Annotated in this window: 16 protein-coding genes; 7 read left to right on the top strand and 9 right to left on the bottom strand. The window is 52.1% G+C overall.

Annotated features, from left to right (window positions below; genetic code table 11):
* Nucleotides 1-27: 27 nt before the first annotated feature.
* Nucleotides 28-354, bottom strand: coding sequence for a hypothetical protein (locus SH527x_RS10865; RefSeq protein WP_437190700.1), 327 nt, complete (start codon nucleotides 352-354; stop codon nucleotides 28-30).
* A gap of 207 nt (nucleotides 355-561) precedes the next feature.
* Nucleotides 562-1,008 (bottom strand): hypothetical protein, encoded by a 447-nt coding sequence (locus tag SH527x_RS10860; protein ID WP_437190699.1) that lies wholly within the window; start codon nucleotides 1,006-1,008, stop codon nucleotides 562-564.
* A gap of 473 nt (nucleotides 1,009-1,481) precedes the next feature.
* Here SH527x_RS10860 and SH527x_RS10855 point away from each other — a divergent pair, with 473 nt between their 5' ends.
* Nucleotides 1,482-2,456, top strand: coding sequence for a DUF1801 domain-containing protein (locus tag SH527x_RS10855; protein ID WP_437190698.1), 975 nt, complete (start codon nucleotides 1,482-1,484; stop codon nucleotides 2,454-2,456).
* A 231-nt stretch (nucleotides 2,457-2,687) separates the two neighbouring features.
* Nucleotides 2,688-3,176: an Imm21 family immunity protein gene (locus SH527x_RS10850; RefSeq protein ID WP_437190697.1), complete on the top strand. Its 489-nt coding sequence runs from the start codon at nucleotides 2,688-2,690 to the stop codon at nucleotides 3,174-3,176.
* Nucleotides 3,177-3,534: 358 nt separating this feature from the next.
* Here SH527x_RS10850 and nhaA read toward each other — a convergent pair whose 3' ends face one another.
* The 3 genes from nhaA to SH527x_RS10835 form a co-directional block, all read right to left on the bottom strand.
* Entirely contained in the window at nucleotides 3,535-5,367 is a 1,833-nt protein-coding gene (gene nhaA, locus SH527x_RS10845; protein ID WP_437190696.1) for a Na+/H+ antiporter NhaA, read from the bottom strand.
* 527 nt (nucleotides 5,368-5,894) lie between these two features.
* Entirely contained in the window at nucleotides 5,895-7,208 is a 1,314-nt protein-coding gene (gene xylA / locus SH527x_RS10840) for a xylose isomerase (RefSeq protein ID WP_437190695.1), read from the bottom strand.
* A gap of 45 nt (nucleotides 7,209-7,253) precedes the next feature.
* Entirely contained in the window at nucleotides 7,254-8,114 is an 861-nt protein-coding gene (locus SH527x_RS10835; RefSeq protein ID WP_437190694.1) for a hypothetical protein, read from the bottom strand.
* 522 nt (nucleotides 8,115-8,636) lie between these two features.
* On the opposite strand from SH527x_RS10835, the gene SH527x_RS10830 reads away from it, so the two are divergent.
* The 3 genes from SH527x_RS10830 (at nucleotide 8,637) to SH527x_RS10820 (ending at nucleotide 11,444) form a co-directional block, all read left to right on the top strand.
* A complete protein-coding gene (locus SH527x_RS10830; protein WP_437190693.1) occupies nucleotides 8,637-10,031 on the top strand; it encodes an ammonium transporter in 1,395 nt (464 codons plus the stop codon).
* A gap of 235 nt (nucleotides 10,032-10,266) precedes the next feature.
* Nucleotides 10,267-10,605 (top strand): P-II family nitrogen regulator, encoded by a 339-nt coding sequence (locus SH527x_RS10825; RefSeq protein ID WP_437190692.1) that lies wholly within the window; start codon nucleotides 10,267-10,269, stop codon nucleotides 10,603-10,605.
* 500 nt (nucleotides 10,606-11,105) lie between these two features.
* Nucleotides 11,106-11,444 (top strand): P-II family nitrogen regulator, encoded by a 339-nt coding sequence (locus SH527x_RS10820; RefSeq protein WP_437190691.1) that lies wholly within the window; start codon nucleotides 11,106-11,108, stop codon nucleotides 11,442-11,444.
* Nucleotides 11,445-11,651: 207 nt separating this feature from the next.
* Here the strand turns inward: SH527x_RS10820 and SH527x_RS10815 are convergent, their stop codons facing one another.
* The 4 genes from SH527x_RS10815 to SH527x_RS10800 all read right to left on the bottom strand — a co-directional run bounded on the left by SH527x_RS10815 (nucleotide 11,652) and on the right by SH527x_RS10800 (nucleotide 15,589).
* Nucleotides 11,652-12,449 carry an alpha/beta fold hydrolase gene (locus SH527x_RS10815; RefSeq protein ID WP_437190690.1) on the bottom strand — a complete coding sequence of 266 codons (798 nt, stop codon included), beginning with the start codon at nucleotides 12,447-12,449 and terminating at the stop codon, nucleotides 11,652-11,654.
* Between the two features lie 60 nt (nucleotides 12,450-12,509).
* Nucleotides 12,510-12,917, bottom strand: a complete 408-nt coding sequence (locus tag SH527x_RS10810) for a DoxX family protein (protein WP_437190689.1) — start codon at nucleotides 12,915-12,917, stop codon at nucleotides 12,510-12,512.
* A 38-nt stretch (nucleotides 12,918-12,955) separates the two neighbouring features.
* A complete protein-coding gene (locus tag SH527x_RS10805; RefSeq protein ID WP_437190688.1) occupies nucleotides 12,956-13,333 on the bottom strand; it encodes a hypothetical protein in 378 nt (125 codons plus the stop codon).
* Between the two features lie 267 nt (nucleotides 13,334-13,600).
* Nucleotides 13,601-15,589 (bottom strand): amino acid transporter, encoded by a 1,989-nt coding sequence (locus SH527x_RS10800; protein ID WP_437190687.1) that lies wholly within the window; start codon nucleotides 15,587-15,589, stop codon nucleotides 13,601-13,603.
* A 373-nt stretch (nucleotides 15,590-15,962) separates the two neighbouring features.
* Between SH527x_RS10800 and ggt the strand changes: the two genes are divergently transcribed.
* On the top strand, nucleotides 15,963-17,654 hold the full coding sequence (gene ggt / locus SH527x_RS10795) for a gamma-glutamyltransferase (protein WP_437190686.1): 1,692 nt from the start codon (nucleotides 15,963-15,965) through the stop codon (nucleotides 17,652-17,654).
* Nucleotides 17,655-17,712: 58 nt separating this feature from the next.
* The gene (msrA, locus tag SH527x_RS10790) at nucleotides 17,713-18,279 is read left to right on the top strand and encodes a peptide-methionine (S)-S-oxide reductase MsrA (RefSeq protein WP_437190685.1); all 567 of its coding nucleotides are present in this window, start codon (nucleotides 17,713-17,715) and stop codon (nucleotides 18,277-18,279) included.
* The last annotated feature ends 23 nt before the right edge of the window (nucleotides 18,280-18,302 follow it).

Below are 18,302 nucleotides of genomic sequence, written 5' to 3'. Positions count from 1 at the left end.
AAGTCGGTGAGTAGATCTGATGCGGGGTTAGTCAAGATCTTCCTGGACTTCGACCTTCTCCAATTCATCGAGCTTGTACATCTCGTCGTTAATCACGAGGACCTTGTCGAAGGTGTCCCACATTTCGGAGATATGAGAGTCACCTTCTTCTACCTCCCAGCGTGATCCATCTTCAAGGATGACAAGCCTGCCATCATACTTGACAGCTGCTATTTCGGAGACAACATGCTGACCCAAGGCGAACATTCTCCTCCCCCAGTTAAGCAGCGTTTGACGTTGCTCTTCGTTCATTAAATCGACACCGAGAAGTTGCCTCTCTTCTGGTGACAGGAATCTGTCAATCTCTGCTGTCATTGATTTTGATCCCAGTTTGAAGGAACTTAAACTTCAAATCGCTGAACAGCGTATCTGATAGAGTGTCTTTTTTAAATTGGCGGACTCCGACCACAGTTTTTGTTGCAGAGCAGATGCGTTAGGTGCGTGTCAATTAAAATAGGCCGAGCACAGAATGGATGCTCAGCCTATTTTGAAATGTGAGTCAGTGCCATCCCCTGACACTGATCAGTCCTTTAGCGTTTTGTCGGGCAACTTCCGCATGGCAGGATCGACTCGATCCCACGTATCCCGAACGGCTGGTTTCGCTCTTTTCCAGTCGAGTTTTGAACTTCCTCTGCGAGTCAACCAGTCTCTTTCCAATTCTTGCGAGGCTTCGTCGAAACTTCGATTCTGGTTTGCTGCTCGCGATTCCCAACCATAGCGATAAGCAGGTGAAATCGAATCGTAAGTTACGTTCTGATCGTAATAGGCACGGTTAGGATATTCATTCTTCCAATACTCCGTTTCTACTGTCGGATCGATCGATTCGGCGGTCGCCTTCCCTGCAAGTGCACCGCCAACGGCCGCTCCCGCTCCGGTTCCAACTGGATGCGCACCAGGCTCTCCAGAAATTGGATCTGCATTCAAATCTTCACTTTTATCTCGCTCATGTTCTCTGAGTGGCTTAGCCATTTCAGCCTCCTGAACCTGTTGTGTTGTGAATAGAAACATGGTCTAAGGTCACGAATACGAATAAAGTGGGACTTACCGAAATAGGCTGGAAAATGCCCTTGGAGAGATCGTGTTTCATCGAGATCAAACTCTGTGAGCGACGAGCGATCAATCGATATGGCCACGAGCTGAGGTCTGGTTTCGAGTCTTCTCTAAGTGCATCGGATGAAGAAGGCGTGGGGGAATGTCTGTGGGATTGGCTCAATTAACGATCGCAATTGTTGAGAACAAGAATATGCAGGCGACGTTCACCGCTGCCTACTCAAGAGAGAATCAGTTCGCTTTACAATTCTCTTTAAATAACGTTTCTGTCTCATCGGTATTTTTGATATTGGTGTGAAATATAAAGCTGTATGGAGCTATTGTAACTGGGGATCTCAGGGGCAGCTCGGGCTCTCCCCGGTGAGCTTCAGCTCTGTTTTGAGGAGAAGTCAGTGGCAGAGAAATCGGAATCCAACTCGAAGCCGAAATCCAGTACGAGTTCCGCACGTCCTGCTCGTAAAAATGTTACCGCAGAATCGCTGGCCGCTTCCAATGTCACTGGTGAGGGAAAGTCAGCTTCGCAAATGGAAGCGTCACAGCTGATTGACGAACGCATCAAATCGCTGGACGACTGGCGAGGCGAGATGCTGAGTAAGGTGCGTCGATTGATTCACGAGGCCGACCCGCAGATCACGGAAGAGTGGAAGTGGAAAGGAACCCCGGTCTGGGCTCATTCGGGGATCGTCTGCACAGGCGAAGTCTACAAGCAGGTGGTCAAGCTGACGTTCGCCCGAGGTGCTACTCTCGATGATCCAAAGCAACTCTTTAACTCGAGTCTGGCCGGAAATGCCCGACGTGCAATCGATCTTTTCGAAGGAGACGAGCTCAACGCGAACGCGTTCAAGTCGCTGATTCGGGCAGCCATCGCACAAAATCAACGAGTAGCGAGCGAGAAGTCCGCGTCAGGCTCAATGAGAAAATCCAAGGCGGCCTCAGTTGCTTCCGGTGCAGAAGGAAGCGGGAAGGTGGTGCTTCTTGCCGGGGGAAATCCGCAAATTGCCAAGGGGGATGGCGACGCACCTGTGCAGGCCTATATTGCAGCGATGCCCGGTTGGAAGAGTGACTTGGGAAGGCGGCTTGATGCACTCATTGTTCAGACGGTGCCTGAAGTGCAAAAAGCGGTGAAGTGGAATTCGCCATTCTATGGAATTGAAGGGCAGGGCTGGTTCCTGTCGTTTCATGTCTTCACTCGATATGTGAAAGTGACATTCTTTAGCGGAATGTCGCTGCAGCCAATCCCTCCCGGGGGAACCGAGCGAAGTGGAGATGCCCGCTGGATCGACATCTATGAGAATGATCCCTTCAACGAAGCCCAGTTTAAGGACTGGATTCGCCAGGCCGCCGCCATCCCCGGGTGGATTTCGTAGTCTAATTGCAATGAGCCTTGAGTATGAGATTCCCGGTTCAAAGCATGGTGGATTTAGTTTGCAATTTTCCCGACGGGGACAAGATAGATCGATTCCCCGTCTTTATGCGTTATGATTCGTGAAGTTGGTTTTGAGATCACGACACAGCGCATCTTTGGGCATACTAAATTTTTTCTAAACCGCTTTATTATTTCAATAAAACAGAAGTGTGCTTGACGGGAAGTCTTTCGGATGCGTAATGATTGGCTGGAGGGGTATGGCCCTCTCTTTGTTCTTGTTCCTAAAGAATTCTTCCAGTTGTGGAGGGGAGTTAACTCATTAGATTACGATTTTGCCTGTCTAATCTCTGATGATTCCGTACATTCGATCAATATCGGAGGAAGAGAATCGTTCATTCTTGGAGGAGGGGATTCACTCACGCTACTTGCGGAAAAAGACAACAAGCAAAACGTGATTATTATTAGATGGATTGCGGCGGATCGTGAAGACGATCTGATACAGATGGCGAAATCAGGGAGAATGGGGCGCCAGTTGGATGCAGATATTATCTTTGATAACACTTGCAGAGAGTGGATTATCGCAGATGCTACGCTAGATCTATCGGAAGTCGGTGTCGAACTTCGCGAAATTGCTCTTCCGGTAGGGAACTTGCGAGTGAATACTCAATACATCGACGACGAGTCGTTGTCATACCTCGTTCACAATTTCTTCGCTACATAGAGTTGGTTCGTAGACTTGGATTAGCTATTAGAGAAATTCAGCAGTTGCAGATCGCTTGTCTACAATTCCGCATTTTCTTGCGGAGGACGTTCAATATGCTGGATCTTGACTAATACAGCTTACCTCGTTGCAAAAAAAAGTATGGCCGTCGCCGGCCCGTGGAGACCTTTGTGACTGGTCCGAAATGTACGACAGGAGCGACACTCTCGACCCGTAATAAACGCAGCCCGTTCGAGAGAGCGGCGCTCCGAGTTCTTTCCGATGTCTTCCAGTGTTAGTTCACTTTCTGCAAGACATCGGCCTTTCAACAGAACAACACTAATCCCGTCCATCGGACCCATCGGCTTGGCAGTCGCAGTTATTCTTTTGCGAGCTTAGTTGATCGTGGCGTTTCGTCCCCTTCGGGTTTAACCCACAAGAATATTGTGCCGAGGGCTCCGGCGATGATCGAAGCGATAAAGATCGCAATCTTTGAGGCTGCCTGATTCCCGGCATCTGTGAATGCCAAGTCCGAGATGAACAGCGACATCGTGAACCCGATACCTCCGAGTGCACCTGCGCCGCACAACTGACGCCATGAATAGGCATTCGGCTTGACCGCGATCCCCGATTTGACCGCCAACCATGCCGCCGCAACGAGGCCCGCTGGCTTTCCGATGACAAGCCCTAGAATGATGGCCGCCATGAGTCGCCCGTTTCCTTCAAAGGCGTCCATTGACCAGGCGACGCCGGCATTTGCCAGTGCGAAAATCGGCAGCACGACATAGCTTGACCACGGTTCAACGGTGCGAAGCAGCTTGTCCGTTGGCGATTCGATCCGAGAGTAAATCGCATCCAATGTCAGTAAGGCCGATTCCGACGGACCTGATCGCATGGCTTCTCCCTTGTGCTCGTCTTCGCGATGAATCAGCGTCGCCGCCTGCGCAAGAAGAGCCGGTAACTTTGCTGGCGAGCGTGCGGGGATCAGCACCGCCATGATGACACCAGCCAGTGTGGCGTGCAGTCCTGCTTCATGAAGTAGAAACCACATCGCAACGGCGCAGGCCAGGTATGGTAATGTTCGATACACGCCTGCGCCGTTGAGCACGAGCACCAGCGCAGTCACAACACCGCTAGCGATCAGATAGGCGGTATTGATCTCGCCGGAGTAGAACAGTGCGATCACGATAATGGCAACAATGTCATCAATAATGACTGCAGCTGTCAGAAAGACCCGCAGTTCAATTGGAACTCGGTCGCGAAGTAGCACGATCATCGCAACTGCAAACGCAGTGTCGGTTCCAATTGGAATTCCCCAGCCGTGTCTCAATTCTGGAGGGGCAACCAACGCGTAGATCCCTGCAGGGATAAGAATTCCCCCAAACGCAGAGATGACCGGGAGGGCTCCCGCCCGAAAGCTGGAAAGGTGTCCGACTGTGAACTCGCGCTTAATCTCCAGACCAACCACGAAGAAGAAGATCGTCAGGAGCCCGTGGTTCACCCAATGGAGGAGTGAATGGCTGAATTCCATTGTCCCCCACTGTATGCCTAATGGGGTTTCCCACCATGCAGACACCGCCGGTCCGAGAGGAGAGTTACTCAGAAGAAGGGCAATGAGTGTTGCCAGTCCCAGCAGCAGTCCCGAAGAAGGGCCCCATCCTACAAAGCTGAACGCTGCAGACTGGATTCGATGTCCGAGCGTACCGAGCATGGCATCGGCGAGTGAACTCTCGTCCCAGGCTCCGTCGTAACGTCGTCCGTTGATGAAGAACGCTGGGGTCGTCGTGGCCCCACTTTGCTGTGCGTTCTCGATATCTGTTTGGATATGCTCTTGTGCCTCCTTAAGCTCGGACTGGGGAATCTCGTCTGGCGAGGGGAGATCGAAGTTTTGAGCAATCTCGTTGAGATGGTCTTTGGACAGTCCTGGACCGCGCTCCATGACGGCTTCATGAATCTCCCAGAACTTACCTGTCTTCTGCCCAGCAAATTCAGTGAATTCAGCGGCCTGTCGCGATTTTTTGATCTCACCGCGTGGGAGGTGTCTGAATACGTAACACATCCGATTGCCGAAGCGACTTCTCAATCGTTCAATGACGTCGTGGACGGCGTGGTTGCGAGCGCAGGCATAGCTACCATATTGCACCAGCACCATCTCTGCATCAGGCGGGCCGATGATGTGGTCACGTTGAATGTCCACAGGCGGTTTCAGCATCAGTCAGCCTTTCCCGTCGTGAGACGGTTGGTTTTATGATGTATGTCGAAGAATTCTTGGAATTCTGATTGAATAAGGGGTGTTGAGCAGCGCACACACTGTCGCAATGCGATGTTCGACCCCAATCTTCTTGTTCGAAGGCCATATTCAGGCAGATGGGCCGAGCGACTCGATGGGCTTTGGTCAAATCTAGCAACGGGTTGCGAGGGCTACCGGCTCAATAATATTGGCAAGGTTCGGCATTTCCACCCGGATTTCAACTTGGCATCCAGAACGGGATGCGAAAGTGGGCATTGCCGGAGAGTCTCGCACTCGCAGTCTGTGCGGCGGGCTCAATCCTGACTTCTGCTGTGAGGTCGACTCGAACCAAACACGAGCGACGTAGGCGGTGTGGAGTGATCAGCGAAAGCCGCAAGTGTGAAGTGTCGTTTGTAAATGCAGATCCGCGTCGGGTCGGGCGTCCAAAGTGCTGAGACCTGGTTGCCCCAGCACTTTGGATCGCATTGTCGACTGGATTGTCGTTTTCGTTACAGGTACTGGTTGATGATGTTCTCGATCCATTCCTGTCGGCCGCTGGTGTTGGGGGAGATTTCTCCTTTTTCCAGCATGTATTCTTCGAGGTCAGCGAATGTGGCTTCGCCGGCTTCGATCTTCTTTCCGATGCCTGAGTCGAAACTGGAGTAGCGTTCCTTGACGAATTGGGACAGGACTCCGTCTTTACGGATTTCTGCTGCGATTTTGGCCCCGCGAGCGAAGGCGTCCATTCCTCCAATGTGAGCGTGGAAGAGGTCGACTGGATCGATACTCTCTCGGCGCAGCTTGGCGTCGAAGTTAGTTCCGCCAGAGAGCAGGCCTCCTTGTTCCAATAGGACGAGCATCACCTGAGATGTCACGTAGATATCTGTCGGGAACTGATCAGTGTCCCAGCCCAGCAGCAGGTCGCCTGAGTTGGCGTCTATTGACCCGAGAGCGTTGTGGATTCGGGCGTATTCCAGCTCATGCATGAATGTGTGACCGGCCAGAGTTGCATGGTTCGCCTCGATATTCAGCTTCACAATTCCGTCGAGCCCGTGGCGCCCGATGAAGTTGAGGCAGGCTGCTGCATCGAAGTCGTACTGGTGCTTGGTTGGCTCTTTCGGTTTTGGCTCGAAGAGAAACTGACCAGTGAAGCCGATTGATTTCGCATGGTCGTGAGCGAGGTGCATGAATCTGGCGAAGTTCTCCAGCTCGCGATTCATGTCGGTGTTAAATAAGTTAACGTATCCTTCACGACCGCCCCAGAAGACATAGTTGGCGCCACCTAATTCGTGAGTGACTTCAATTGCTTTTTTGACTTGCGCAGCGGCATAAGCGAAGACGTCTGCGTTGCAGCTTGTTGAGGCTCCGTGCAGATACCTGGGGTGGCTAAATAAATTCGCTGTCCCCCAAAGTAGTTTAATTCCGGTCTCTGCCTGTTTCTCTTTTAGCTTGGCGGCGACACGGTCAAAGTTGGCGTTGCTCTCTTTGAGCGTGGCGCCTTCTGGGGAAACGTCCCGATCGTGAAAACAGTAAAATGGCGCGCCGAGCTTGGAGATGAATTCGAAAGCGACATCAACGCGTTTCAAGGCGTTTTCCACGGAGTCGCTGCCGTCATCCCAGTCGCGGAGCAGAGTGGGGGCGCCGAATGGATCGGATCCAGTTCCGCGGAACGAATGCCAATAGGCCACTGAAAAGCGGAACAGATCTTTCATCGACTGGCCTTCGATGATCTCTTCCGGATTGTAGTGCTTGAAAGCAAGCGGGTTCTTGCTCTTCGGGCCTTCGTATTCGATTTTCGAAATGTTAGGGAAGTAGCTACTCATGATAATGTGGTTCTTGTTGAGTTGGTTCTGTGTGAAAAATGTATGCTATTTAGTTAGCTGTGTTTTAATAGATTTTGTTCCGAGCATGTTATGTGTTAAGGCTTCGCGTGCATCGATATCGACATGATGGTTAAGAATGCCGATGCGTCCAGAGTAGTTAGATTCAATGACCACTCGAAGCATGTTGGTCTCGTGCTCGCCTTGACCAACATAGAGAATTTTGGGGGTTCCTGAGGCATTCATGCCGTTGATGTTAAGGCAAAGTAAGTATGGCTTCATCAGAGTGAAGGACTCTTGCCAGTCAGTGATGTGAGAATGGCCGTGGTGAAAGTTGTAGACAATTCCCACATGGTTGAAGCCTTGTTTGCGTAGTGCCTCGCAAACGGCAACCAGATTCTTAGGCTCACCGCCCCAGTTTCCGTGGTTGTAGAGCCCGAGAGGGCATTTCATTGCCTGAGTTTTCTTTGCGAGGGGAGTAAGTGCTTCGACGGCCGCAGCAATCTTGGCTTCGTCTGTCTCACCCGCGGGATTCGGAGGCATCTGCCAGATTTGAGGGTGCAGGTTGTATTTCTCGAAGAGTTCGAATGCGTGCGGATGCTCACCCCAAAAAGCGAACATCTCGATTCCGTTCGCTTTGTATTGCCGGATTTCTTCCTCGAATGTCGGAACGTGTTCGGCCCTCCAGTCGTATGCGCATGACCGGATTCCCAGTTCACGAAGCATCTCCGCGCGTTGCTGAGGGCTCCGCTTCTTTGCGTCAAATGGAACAATGCACCAGGCGACGAGGTTGTCGAGATTCAGGATTTCTGCGCCGACAGGGAGATCTGCCGAGCGACTGACTGAAATGCCAGTTGGAGAATTCAGCATGAGAAATGTGGCAAGAACGGCTGTGAAGAGGGATTTCATTGCACTCACCGTTGATGGCTGCGTTGGTCACCTCTGAAGAGGCGCTGACCTGTCGGACTCAATGGGTTTGATTTGTGCATGATGGCGAAGTCCTCTGGTTCTGACAATAAATGCGTGCAGGTTCGTTGATCTGTTGAGTGTTGAAATAAAGTGCATCAAACAATGTGGATGCGTTGTTTTTGGGCGAGCGTGCGCGGCGTTTGGGCAGAAGGATCCTGCGAATCTCAATTCATTACCGATTGATTTGCAGTGAAATAATTGGTGATCTGCGTTTTCTGCCAACGTGCTTTAAGAGTTGGCATGGGCCTTGCAATTGGGCATTTCAGCTTGACCTCCATGAAGTCAGTGGACTGCACGGGCATTGGCCGACCGTCAAATTTTCTGTCGCCGTGTCAACGTCGAGGTGCTGTGTGAGTTCCTGCTGGTCCTGAATACGGATCGGATTTGCAGACTCCGGCTCCTTGCGATGAAGCGACAAATTGATCTGGTGAATTCGGAACGAAGAGAGATATGAAAACTTACATGAGATGTGCAGCCGTTCTCGCGGCTTTGGTTCCCTTGTTATTCGTTCCCTGTATGGCGTTTGCTCAAGAGCAAGCCCCTGCCGCTGCAGAAGTGGTGACGACCACGACTGAAGTGGTTACTGAAGCCGCTGTGGAAGAAGCTCCTGATCTCGATACAGGCAAAGTTGCCTGGATGCTGACTTCCTGTGCGCTGGTTCTGATGATGACCGCGCCGGGACTTGCTTTGTTCTACGGCGGACTGGTTCGTAAAAAGAACATCCTCAGTGTGATGATGCAGTGCTTCTTCCTGATGGGATTGATGACAATCCTGTGGGCAGTCGTTGGGTACAGTTGGGCCTTCGGGGGGACTAACCCTTACTACGGAAATCTCGACTACGTTCTGTTGAACGGAGTCATTGCTGGTGAAGGTCGTTCACTGAACGCTGCTGGCAACGACATGATTTTCTGCATGTTCCAGGGGATGTTCTTCATCATCACTCCAGCTCTGATCTGCGGTGCATTTGCTGAACGGATGAAGTTCAGCACAATGGCTGTGTTCTGTGCACTTTGGGGATTGCTTGTTTACTGTCCAATCGCTCACTGGGTCTGGGCTGCAGATGGCTGGTTGTGCGGTCTCAATGAAAAGGCGATGTTCCCAGGGTTGGACTTTGCTGGTGGAACAGTCGTTCATATCAGCTCAGGTGTTTCTGCTCTCATCTGTGCAATCGTGATCGGAAAACGACATGGCTATGGCAGCGAGCCAATGCCTCCACACAACCTGACCTTCACCTGCATCGGTGCTGCACTCCTTTGGGTGGGTTGGTTCGGGTTCAATGGCGGTAGTGCTGTCAACGCAGATAAGTGGGCCGTTAACGCTTTCTTCGCAACTCAATTGGCCGCAGCTGGTGGTGTGTTGGGCTGGGTGATTGCTGAATGGATTGGCCACGGCAAGCCAACCACACTTGGTGCTTGCTCAGGGGCGGTTGCCGGTCTCGTCTGTATTACTCCTGCCGCTGGTGCTGTGAACCCGATTCACGGAATCATTCTGGGGCTCGCTGCTGGAGTCGTCTGCTACTTCGCTTGCACAACTGTGAAGAAGACCTTTGGGTATGATGATTCCCTGGACGCCTTCGGGGTTCACGGAGTTGGTGGAGCTCTCGGAGCGATTTTGACGGGCGTGTTTGCGACAAAGAGTGTGACTGAAGGTGTGTCAGGTCTGATCGAAGCTGGCAACGTACAGCAGGTCATCAATCAGGCAGCCGGTGTCGGAGCTTCAGCCGTGACTGCTGTCATTGGAACTTTCATTCTTTTGAAGATCCTCGACGCGACAATGGGCCTGCGAGTTTCTCAGGATGAAGAGCAACAGGGACTGGACCTCAGCCAGCACAATGAAGAAGGTTATATCTTCCTCTAAGATGTCAGGAAGATTGGACTGTGCACCACTCTTCTTGAGGGTGCACAGCCGGCAGAACGATCGATCGCTTTGCCTCTGACTTTTCGTGAGGCGAAGCGATCTTTCCTGGCAGCCCTTTTTGTTCCCTTGTTGTTTAATCAGCGGTAAACATCCACCTCAGGACCGGTCGCTCTTGACTCACAGAACGAGCTGAGCCAAATTGGAGCCGCGCCTGTAATCGCATAAGGACCGATCAATGAAGAAAATCGAAGCTATTATCCGGCACTTCAAACTCGAAGAAGTCAAAGACGCTTTGACTGCTGCTGGAATCTCCGGCATGACTGTTTCTGAAGTGCGTGGCTTTGGTCGCCAGAAAGGGCACAAAGAACAGTACCGCGGGGCAGAATACACAGTCGACTTCCTGCCAAAGGTGAAGATCGAAGTCGTTGTCCCCACCGAAGAACTGCAGACTGCGATTGATGCGATTCTGAAGACTGCCCGAACTGGCCAGATTGGCGACGGCAAAATCTTCATCAGCGACCTGCAGGAAACAATCCGAATTCGTACAGGCGAAACCGGAAGCGAATCCCTCTAAGTGATCAGGTGCGGTTTTCGATCCTGCATGCTCAGCGATGACTGAGCATGTGGTCGACCGCCAACCTGAGTTAGGGTTGCTTCTGCTGAATCGACGCAAATATTCGGCCTGAATCTGGGACAGCGAGTTTCGTTTCGAGAGTGCTCCTGTCGCCTCAGAAATTACTCATTCAGCGACGATTGAGCGATTGTTTCCTCTCTGATTTGCTTTGAAGCAAGTCGAGCGTTATTTATTGTCGCGACTTGTCACCGCAGGCTTCTTTGGGAACCGGGATACGGTTCCTGGCGAGCAGAATCTCGTTCGTTCTCGCTCGCCGGTCATCAGGGTTTGAGTGCATCCCGTCGAGTCATTCTCTGATTCGATGGGGCTAATTCAGTGGTCGAACGAATTGTTACTTTGTTTATTTTTCAGAAGAACTGCTGGTGCTTCAGTTGAACAGGCACACGTTCGTCTGCTTATGAACGACCGATCTGGTCGGAAAGTCTTGGTCAGGCTGCGTCATGAAAAAAATCGAAGCAATCATCCGCCATTACAAGTTGGATGACGTCAAGACGGCTCTGTCTGACTGCGGTATTATCGGTATGACCGTTGCCGAGGTGCGTGGGTTTGGCCGTCAGCGCGGTCATAAAGAGCAGTATCGTGGTGCTGAGTATACCGTGGACTTCCTCCCTAAGCTGAAAGTGGAAGTTGTTGTCATCGACAGCGACCTTGAAAAAGCTGTGGGAGCAATCATGAACTCTGCTCGAACAGGGCGAGTCGGTGATGGAAAGCTGTTCATCACAGAGATCACTGACGTGATCCGCATTCGAACCGGCGAATCTGGTCCAGAAGCCATCTAGACCGGCTCTTTCGGGGTTCCGAGTGACCGAACAGTAGTCCTTCACTTGGTGTTCTGTCTTCGCCTGGTCAAAGAGTACGCTTTCAATAACAACGCCTGAGCTTCTTTACGGAAGTTTAGGCGTTGCTTTTTTGATGATGAGAGGGTGGTCGACGCGAAGAGTCATTGCGACTTTCTGCACGCCCCATCCAGTGCGTTTGGCCGCAGGTCAGAAATCCGTCAGGAAGTCGAGGATGGCTCGATTGGTCGCTTCCGGCTGTTCTTGTGGTGCCATGTGTCCGGCGTGATCGATCACAACATGCTTGCTCTTCGGAAGCATGTTGGCGATCCCGGCCATTTCGTCGACGGTGGAAATAGAATCATGCTCCCCTGTCAGTAACAGGACTGGAACCGTGATTGCCGGAAGCCACCGTGTGATATCAGGACGCACCGCCATTCCTCTGGCCGCTGCTGCGACCCCTGCTGGTGAATTGGCGAGGATCGTTTTCCTGGCGTTCTCCAAAAGTTCAGGGTGTTGTTGCTGAGTCGCCTTTGCATACAACTTGGGAAGCATTGAGTCAGCAAGCAGGCTAGTGCCTTCTGCTTCAATTTTGTCCGCAGTGATCATTCGCTCGGCACGCCCTTGATCGGTATCAGCAATTGCCCGAGTGTCGCAAAGAATCAGTCTGGCCAGTTTGTTGCGATGGCGTTCCCAGAACCGCCAGGCGACATATCCTCCCATTGATAAACCGCACAGAGTCACTGGTTGAGTGATCTCCAGTCTGTCGAGCAACGCGGCCAGGTCATCCGCCATTCTCTCCATGGTGACTGTGCCGTGGGTGACGGTGCTTTTTCCGAATCCTTGTAGATCGACTGCAAGGCATCGGTAAGTTGCTGACAGAACGGAAATTTGCCGCTGCCACATCGTATGGTCGAGTGGAAACCCATGAACAAACAGGATCGGATCTCCCTGACCTTCATCCTGTAGGTAGAGTGAGATGTCAGGGAGCTGGATGTGGCTTTTCATGTCGTTTCCTGAGTGATGACCAGGTGTGGCTGAATCGCTCTTCGACGACGAAGGCGGTTCCTACTTTCCTTTTTTGCGGAATCCCAGAAAGCGATCGAGCCCGAGCGGTCCACTTCCTGTAATTAAAATCGTAGTGAATGCTGCCAGGTAGGCAACGGCGAGTTCTTTCTTTGCCCAAGGATCGTCGCCATGTACAACCGTGATTGCGACCAGCATTGTCACAATCAACGGGATGGCGGCCAGTCGGGTGAAGAGCCCGAGGACAATCAGGACTGAGCAGAAAAACTCGGCGAAGATCGCGAGAATCAGACTGATCGTACTGCTGCCGATTCCCAGCGGATCTGGGAAAGTCCCTGCGAGATTTGAGAAACCCATGAGTTTGCCGTAACCGTGCGCGGCCAGCATCATCATTCCGAAAGAGACCCGCAGAACCAGCAAACCGATTGAATTTACCATGGAGTTCAACATGTGAGTGCTTTCGTTAAAGAGGTGTGCACAGCGTTGGGCTATTGATTTGGCTTTTCTGAATCCGGCTTTGCGGCAGGATTGCTCGGTTCCCGAGGCTTCGTCAACTCGATGATTTCAGGGAGTGCTGTCATGACAAAGAGAGCGATGACACCCACTGAAAGCAAACTGAACAGGACCGCAGCTCCTTTGACGCCACTGCTTAGAGGAGCCGCCGTACTTTTCTTTTTCTTCTTCTTGGGAGCTTTGGGAGCGGTCGAAGAGCCGTCAGGATTTTCGCCTTCCGCTGGCTCCACATCCTGAAAGCTCCCTAAATCGAGCTTCATGATGTCATCGTCACCAGCATCGCCAGCAGCTTTCAGAGCGGGAATCGCGCCGGGCGCACCACACTTAGGGCATTTGATCTTCTTGCCCGCCATGGTGTCTTTGACGTTGGTTTGGAAACCACAACCTTTACATGCAAAGGGGACGGGCATTGTTTTATGGAGGTTGGAGTCGATGAACGGAAATCTGTAACGCAGGGCGAGGCACTTCGGTTGTGAAGTCGCCTGCCCTGAGAGGGCGATTGTGCATAATTTTGATGTCTGGAAACGGGATCAGATCGTCAGTTTATGACGACAGCCGAGCCCTGATTTCCATATTGAGTTTATCAGATCCGTCTGGAAACTGCTTCTGTGTTTTTGTTGTCAGCCAATGATGATGCGTGGGCGCAACTTCTCATTCGGTTCCACTCGGCGGATCAGGTCACGTACGAGCCAGGGGATATTTCCTTCGCCGAACAGCAGAAAACCCAGATTGGTTCGCATAGGGCTTTCATCTGACCACCCGAAGTGGAGTTCAATCGGATCTCCGGGATGTGAAAGAGCAAGCGTGATTGCGGCCAGTGCAGGGGCCGTCGCCGTGCATCGATCCACTTTAATGATGAAGATTCCCTTCTCCGAGTGAATCTTGATCCGTGGTGACTGGTAGAAATCGCTTGGGTCACCAAGGTTCACTTCGACGAAAACGACCGGGACATTCTCTGGAATGTGGTGCCAGTCTCGGAGTTCTTTTTCTTTGTCGGCGAGCGAACGCCCACCCGGCCGATGTGGGGCCAGAACAGGAATCTCCAGGTGCTGCAGTGACTGCCAGAGAAACTGCGATTCGTTGTCGGCAAATTCAAACTCCACAAACCGGAGTTCTGCGCTACGAACGATTCGTGAGGTGATAGAAACAATCAGGATTCCAGCAATAAAGAAGGAGGCGATCATCAGCCCGTCTGGTTTTTCAATGATAATGTCCGTTGTGCAAGCGGCGAAAACAATGGAGATGAAAATGGTTCCCCACGGGATTGTCAGCCAGCTCTTCGTTGTGCGATTGCGATACCGATCGATCGCCACGGCGATGCACCCGGCAAGAATGAGGACCATCACCCCGGTTGCATATGCTGCCCCTTGAGCGGCGACATCGGCCTGAAAAATCAGGGTGACAATGACACTGATGGTCATGATGACCAGAACCAATGGGCGGACGGCAGCTGCCCAGGCTGGAGCCATTCCGTAAGTCGGAAGGAACCTTGGAATCAGGTTGAGCAGGCCAGACAAGGCGCTGGCTCCCGCGAAGCTGAGAATCACGACGGTACTGATGTCATAGATCGTTCCAAAGACTTCTCCGCACCACCATGCAATGGGTGTGTCACCTTCCCCGTGTGCGAGGTAAGCCAGAGCGCGGTCTGCAGCGGGTCCCCCTTCCTGCAGGGCCTCGGGCGGGATCAGCATTGAGACCGCAATTGAGGAACCAAGCAGGAAGACGCTCATGATACATGCGGCAGTGATGAGCAATTTTCGTGCGTTGCGAATTCGTCCTTTGGGGTACTCCGGATCGTCGTCAGGATCACCTTTGATCAACGGCATGACAGCCACACCGGTCTCAAATCCACTCAGCCCGAGAATCAGTTTGGGAAAGTAAATCGCCGCAAGGAAGAATAGTGTCGCAAAACTTCGGGGCTGGATTGGTGTCTCTGGGATTGCCAGATCGCCCTCCAAAATGTGATTCCACCAGTTAGTCAGATGCACAGGGTTCTGCGCTATCTCCAGCAGTGCCGTTCCAATCAACAGGAAGTTCAGTGAGAGGTAGACCGTCACGATGACAACGGCGACTCCAATGACTTCTTTCACCCCGCGCATGAAGATCGCGCCAAGTGTGATGAGGATGAATAACGTGAGACCAACCTGGTTATGGAGGAACTTAGGGGCGTGATCCCAGATCGGATTGTGTATCACATGTGCCGCAGCATCGGCAGACGAAAGAGTCATTGTGATGACAAAGTCGGTGGCTGCGAATCCGAGCAGAACCAGCACCAGAAACTTCGCCGACCAGCCATGCAGGAGTCGCTGGAGCATGGCCAGCGAACCTTGGCCTTTAGGAGATTTGTCTGCCACATAGTAGTAAACGGGCAGAGCTCCCCCGAGTGTCATCAGCACCAGGAACAGTGTTGAGATTGGAGCGAGTCGGCCTGAGGACGCGAAGGCAATTGATGGTTGGTAGGCCAGTGTGCTGAAGTAATCGACCCCAATCAAACAAACGACCCAAAGCCAGAATGACTGGTGTTGGTGTTCGCTGTGCGAGTCTGGGGAGGGGGCGACCGGCTTTGTTCCAGATTGCGAATCAGGTAACGATGATCCCTTTTCGGACATCGTGTTGGCTTTCTTTTGTTTGAAGCAGATTGCGCGGTCAGTGAATCTTTGAATGCGTTACGAGTGGTTTGCCGGTGCTTCATTTCTAAAGTGAAAAGGGGTCTGGCAAAGCAGATCGCGAGCTCCTCTGACCATGATTGAATGGCAACGTATTGTTTTGTGTTGTTGCGATTCCGAGTAATTCTCGTTCCTTTTCTCTGAATGTGAATACTGGATTCGTGTTCTGATCGCAATGTCAGGCTGTTCGCGACCTCTGGGTGATGTCTGTGATTCAGGTTTGATCGGCTTTGCAGTTGCAATAGGGGATCATCCTGTCACAGACTGTCTCTTATCCCTGTCCGGTTGAGAGTCATCTTGCAAAGGAACCGTGTCCATGTTGCTTCGTATTTTGGTGGCAGTGCTCGGTCTCACATGGGCGTGTCCATGGTCCTGCATGGCAGATGACACCCCTGCCAGTTGTTCCGGTCGGGACGTTGTTGTCACCGTTTCCAAGCTGGCCTCTGATGCTGGCTTGCAGGTTCTCAACGAGGGAGGAAGTGCGGTTGACGCTGCAGTCACGGTGGCGCTTGTCTTACAGGTGACCTGGCCGGAAGCTGGCAACATCGGTGGCGGCGGCTTCATGATGGTTCATCCTCAAACTGGTCAGGAACCGGTCTTTATTGACTATCGTGAGAAGGCGCCAGCGAGTGCGACTCGAACAATGTTTGGCCCGGATGACTCGACTCGTCACGCGAAAGCGGTTGGGGTGCCGGGAACACTCCGCGGGTTACAACTTGCACACCAGAAATTTGGTCGCCTTCCCTGGAAGCAGCTGGTTCTGCCAGCGATCAAACTCGCTGAGGAAGGTTTTCCCGTTGATGCCGGACTGGTTCGTTCTCTCAATTCCGGGCTTCGAAACACAGCCGAATCGTTCACAGAATTCCACCGTCTCTATGGTGCCCCGCATGGATCGGAATGGAAGCTCGGGGACATTTTGAAGCAACCTGACCTCGCGAAGACTATGAGGTTGATTGCCGAGCACGGCCCTGATGCTTTCTATCAAGGAGAGATTGCTGACCTGCTTTTGAAGGAGATGCAGCAGAGTGGCGGGATCATCTCGAAACAGGATCTGATGAATTATCAGGCCAAAGAACGTCTCCCGGTAAAGATTCCATTTCGAGGTCACGACGTTTATGCCCCGTCTCTCCCGAGTTCAGGGGGAATCACACTGGCGCTGATGCTGAACATGTGGGAACAGTCGTCAGTCAAAGATGCTCCTCGCTGGTCAGCGGCCTCAGTTCATTACCGGGCAGAAGTGATGCGTCGTGCCTATTTGGAACGAGCAAAGTTCTTGGGCGACTCTGACTATGTCTCGATTCCGAATTCGCTCGTGACACCGGAATACGCTGCGAAACTTACCAGCACGATCGATCTGAATAAGGCAACTTCGAGTGTGTCTCTTGCCCCGGAAGGGATGCTCGTACGCAACGAGTCCGAGTCGACGACTCACTTTTCAATCATCGATCGCAACGGAATGGCGGTCTCAAATACATACACGCTGGAAGAAAGTTTTGGATCGCGAGTCGTTGTTCGAGGTGCCGGATTCCTGTTGAACAATGAGATGGGGGACTTCAATTGGTTCCCCGGTGAGACAACCCGATTTGGAAGAATTGGGACAAAAGCAAATCAGATTTCACCCGGCAAGCGCATGTTGAGTTCGATGACTCCCGTTCTGGTTCTGAAAGAGGGTAAGACGGTTCTGGTCACTGGCAGCCCCGGCGGGCGGACAATTATCAATACGGTCTTCTGCGTCCTGCTGAACAGTCTGGCGTTTGACCTGAGTCCAGAAGAGTCCGTTCGCGAACCGCGATTTCATCACCAATGGATGCCAGATCAGATCCAGATTGAAAAACGGGTTGAGAAGCTGAACCCCACTCTGGTGTCCGAACTGGAACGACGTGGTCATACTGTTTCGCTCCGAGGTAGTCAGGGGGATGCACATACAATTCAGGTCATGAATAATGCTGATGGGGAATCGATTGGCGTTGCTGATCTCCGGTTGAGCGGGGCAGCTGTTGGGAAGTGATCAGTCCGCAGGTGTCTTCTGATTCTATTTTTGTCCGAACATTTCAAAGGTCCGTTTGATGTCTGAGCCTCATTTGAAATCTGCTCTGTCGGAAGCAACATTCGGAAACGGATGCTTCTGGTGTACCGAGGCTGTCTTCCTGAGTTTGAACGGCGTCAGTGAAGTCGTGTCTGGATATTCCGGAGGAGCGACAGAGACCCCAACCTATCGCGATGTCTGTTCAGGGACGACTGGTCACGCCGAGGTAATTCGCTTGAAGTACGATCCTGCTGTGATTTCGTTCGAGACGGTTCTGGCCGCATTCTTCGCCAGTCATGATCCCACGACATTGAACCGGCAGGGGAACGATATCGGGACACAATACCGCTCCGTCATCTTCTATCACGATGCAGAGCAGAAGCGGATCGCTGAGGGTGTCATTCAGGCTCTCACTGAATCAGGTCACTATCGCGATCCCATCGTGACGGAGGTTTCTCCACTGATCAATTTCTATCCTGCTGAAGACTATCATCAGGATTATTTTGCTCATCATGGAACCGAGCCGTACTGCCAGTTGGTTGTCGGCCCGAAAGTCGAGAAGTTTCAGAAGGCATTTGCACAGTTCCTGAAGTCAGAGCACTCGTGACGTTTCAGTATTCTGTTCAACGC

Origin of the sequence: Planctomicrobium limosum (assembly GCF_051465645.1) — a bacterium.
In the GTDB taxonomy this organism is placed as follows: Bacteria; Planctomycetota; Planctomycetia; order Planctomycetales; family Planctomycetaceae; genus Planctomicrobium.
The sequence above is the reverse complement of the archived record's forward strand: the minus strand, read 5'-3'. Positions and strand labels throughout refer to the sequence as shown.

Bases quoted from the DNA above. Each gene is read 5' to 3' on its own strand.
- SH527x_RS10835 (WP_437190694.1), bottom strand. From the start codon at position 8,114: ATGAAATCCCTCTTCACAGCCGTTCTTGCCACATTTCTCATGCTGAAT.
- SH527x_RS10810 (WP_437190689.1), bottom strand. From the start codon at position 12,917: ATGTTGAACTCCATGGTAAATTCAATCGGTTTGCTGGTTCTGCGGGTC.
- SH527x_RS10860 (WP_437190699.1), bottom strand. From the start codon at position 1,008: ATGGCTAAGCCACTCAGAGAACATGAGCGAGATAAAAGTGAAGATTTG.
- SH527x_RS10800 (WP_437190687.1), bottom strand. From the start codon at position 15,589: ATGTCCGAAAAGGGATCATCGTTACCTGATTCGCAATCTGGAACAAAG.
- SH527x_RS10815 (WP_437190690.1), bottom strand. From the start codon at position 12,449: ATGAAAAGCCACATCCAGCTCCCTGACATCTCACTCTACCTACAGGAT.
- msrA (WP_437190685.1), top strand. From the start codon at position 17,713: ATGTCTGAGCCTCATTTGAAATCTGCTCTGTCGGAAGCAACATTCGGA.
- ggt (WP_437190686.1), top strand. From the start codon at position 15,963: ATGTTGCTTCGTATTTTGGTGGCAGTGCTCGGTCTCACATGGGCGTGT.
- SH527x_RS10825 (WP_437190692.1), top strand. From the start codon at position 10,267: ATGAAGAAAATCGAAGCTATTATCCGGCACTTCAAACTCGAAGAAGTC.
- nhaA (WP_437190696.1), bottom strand. From the start codon at position 5,367: ATGCTGAAACCGCCTGTGGACATTCAACGTGACCACATCATCGGCCCG.
- SH527x_RS10805 (WP_437190688.1), bottom strand. From the start codon at position 13,333: ATGGCGGGCAAGAAGATCAAATGCCCTAAGTGTGGTGCGCCCGGCGCG.
- xylA (WP_437190695.1), bottom strand. From the start codon at position 7,208: ATGAGTAGCTACTTCCCTAACATTTCGAAAATCGAATACGAAGGCCCG.
- SH527x_RS10850 (WP_437190697.1), top strand. From the start codon at position 2,688: ATGCGTAATGATTGGCTGGAGGGGTATGGCCCTCTCTTTGTTCTTGTT.
- SH527x_RS10865 (WP_437190700.1), bottom strand. From the start codon at position 354: ATGACAGCAGAGATTGACAGATTCCTGTCACCAGAAGAGAGGCAACTT.
- SH527x_RS10820 (WP_437190691.1), top strand. From the start codon at position 11,106: ATGAAAAAAATCGAAGCAATCATCCGCCATTACAAGTTGGATGACGTC.
- SH527x_RS10830 (WP_437190693.1), top strand. From the start codon at position 8,637: ATGAGATGTGCAGCCGTTCTCGCGGCTTTGGTTCCCTTGTTATTCGTT.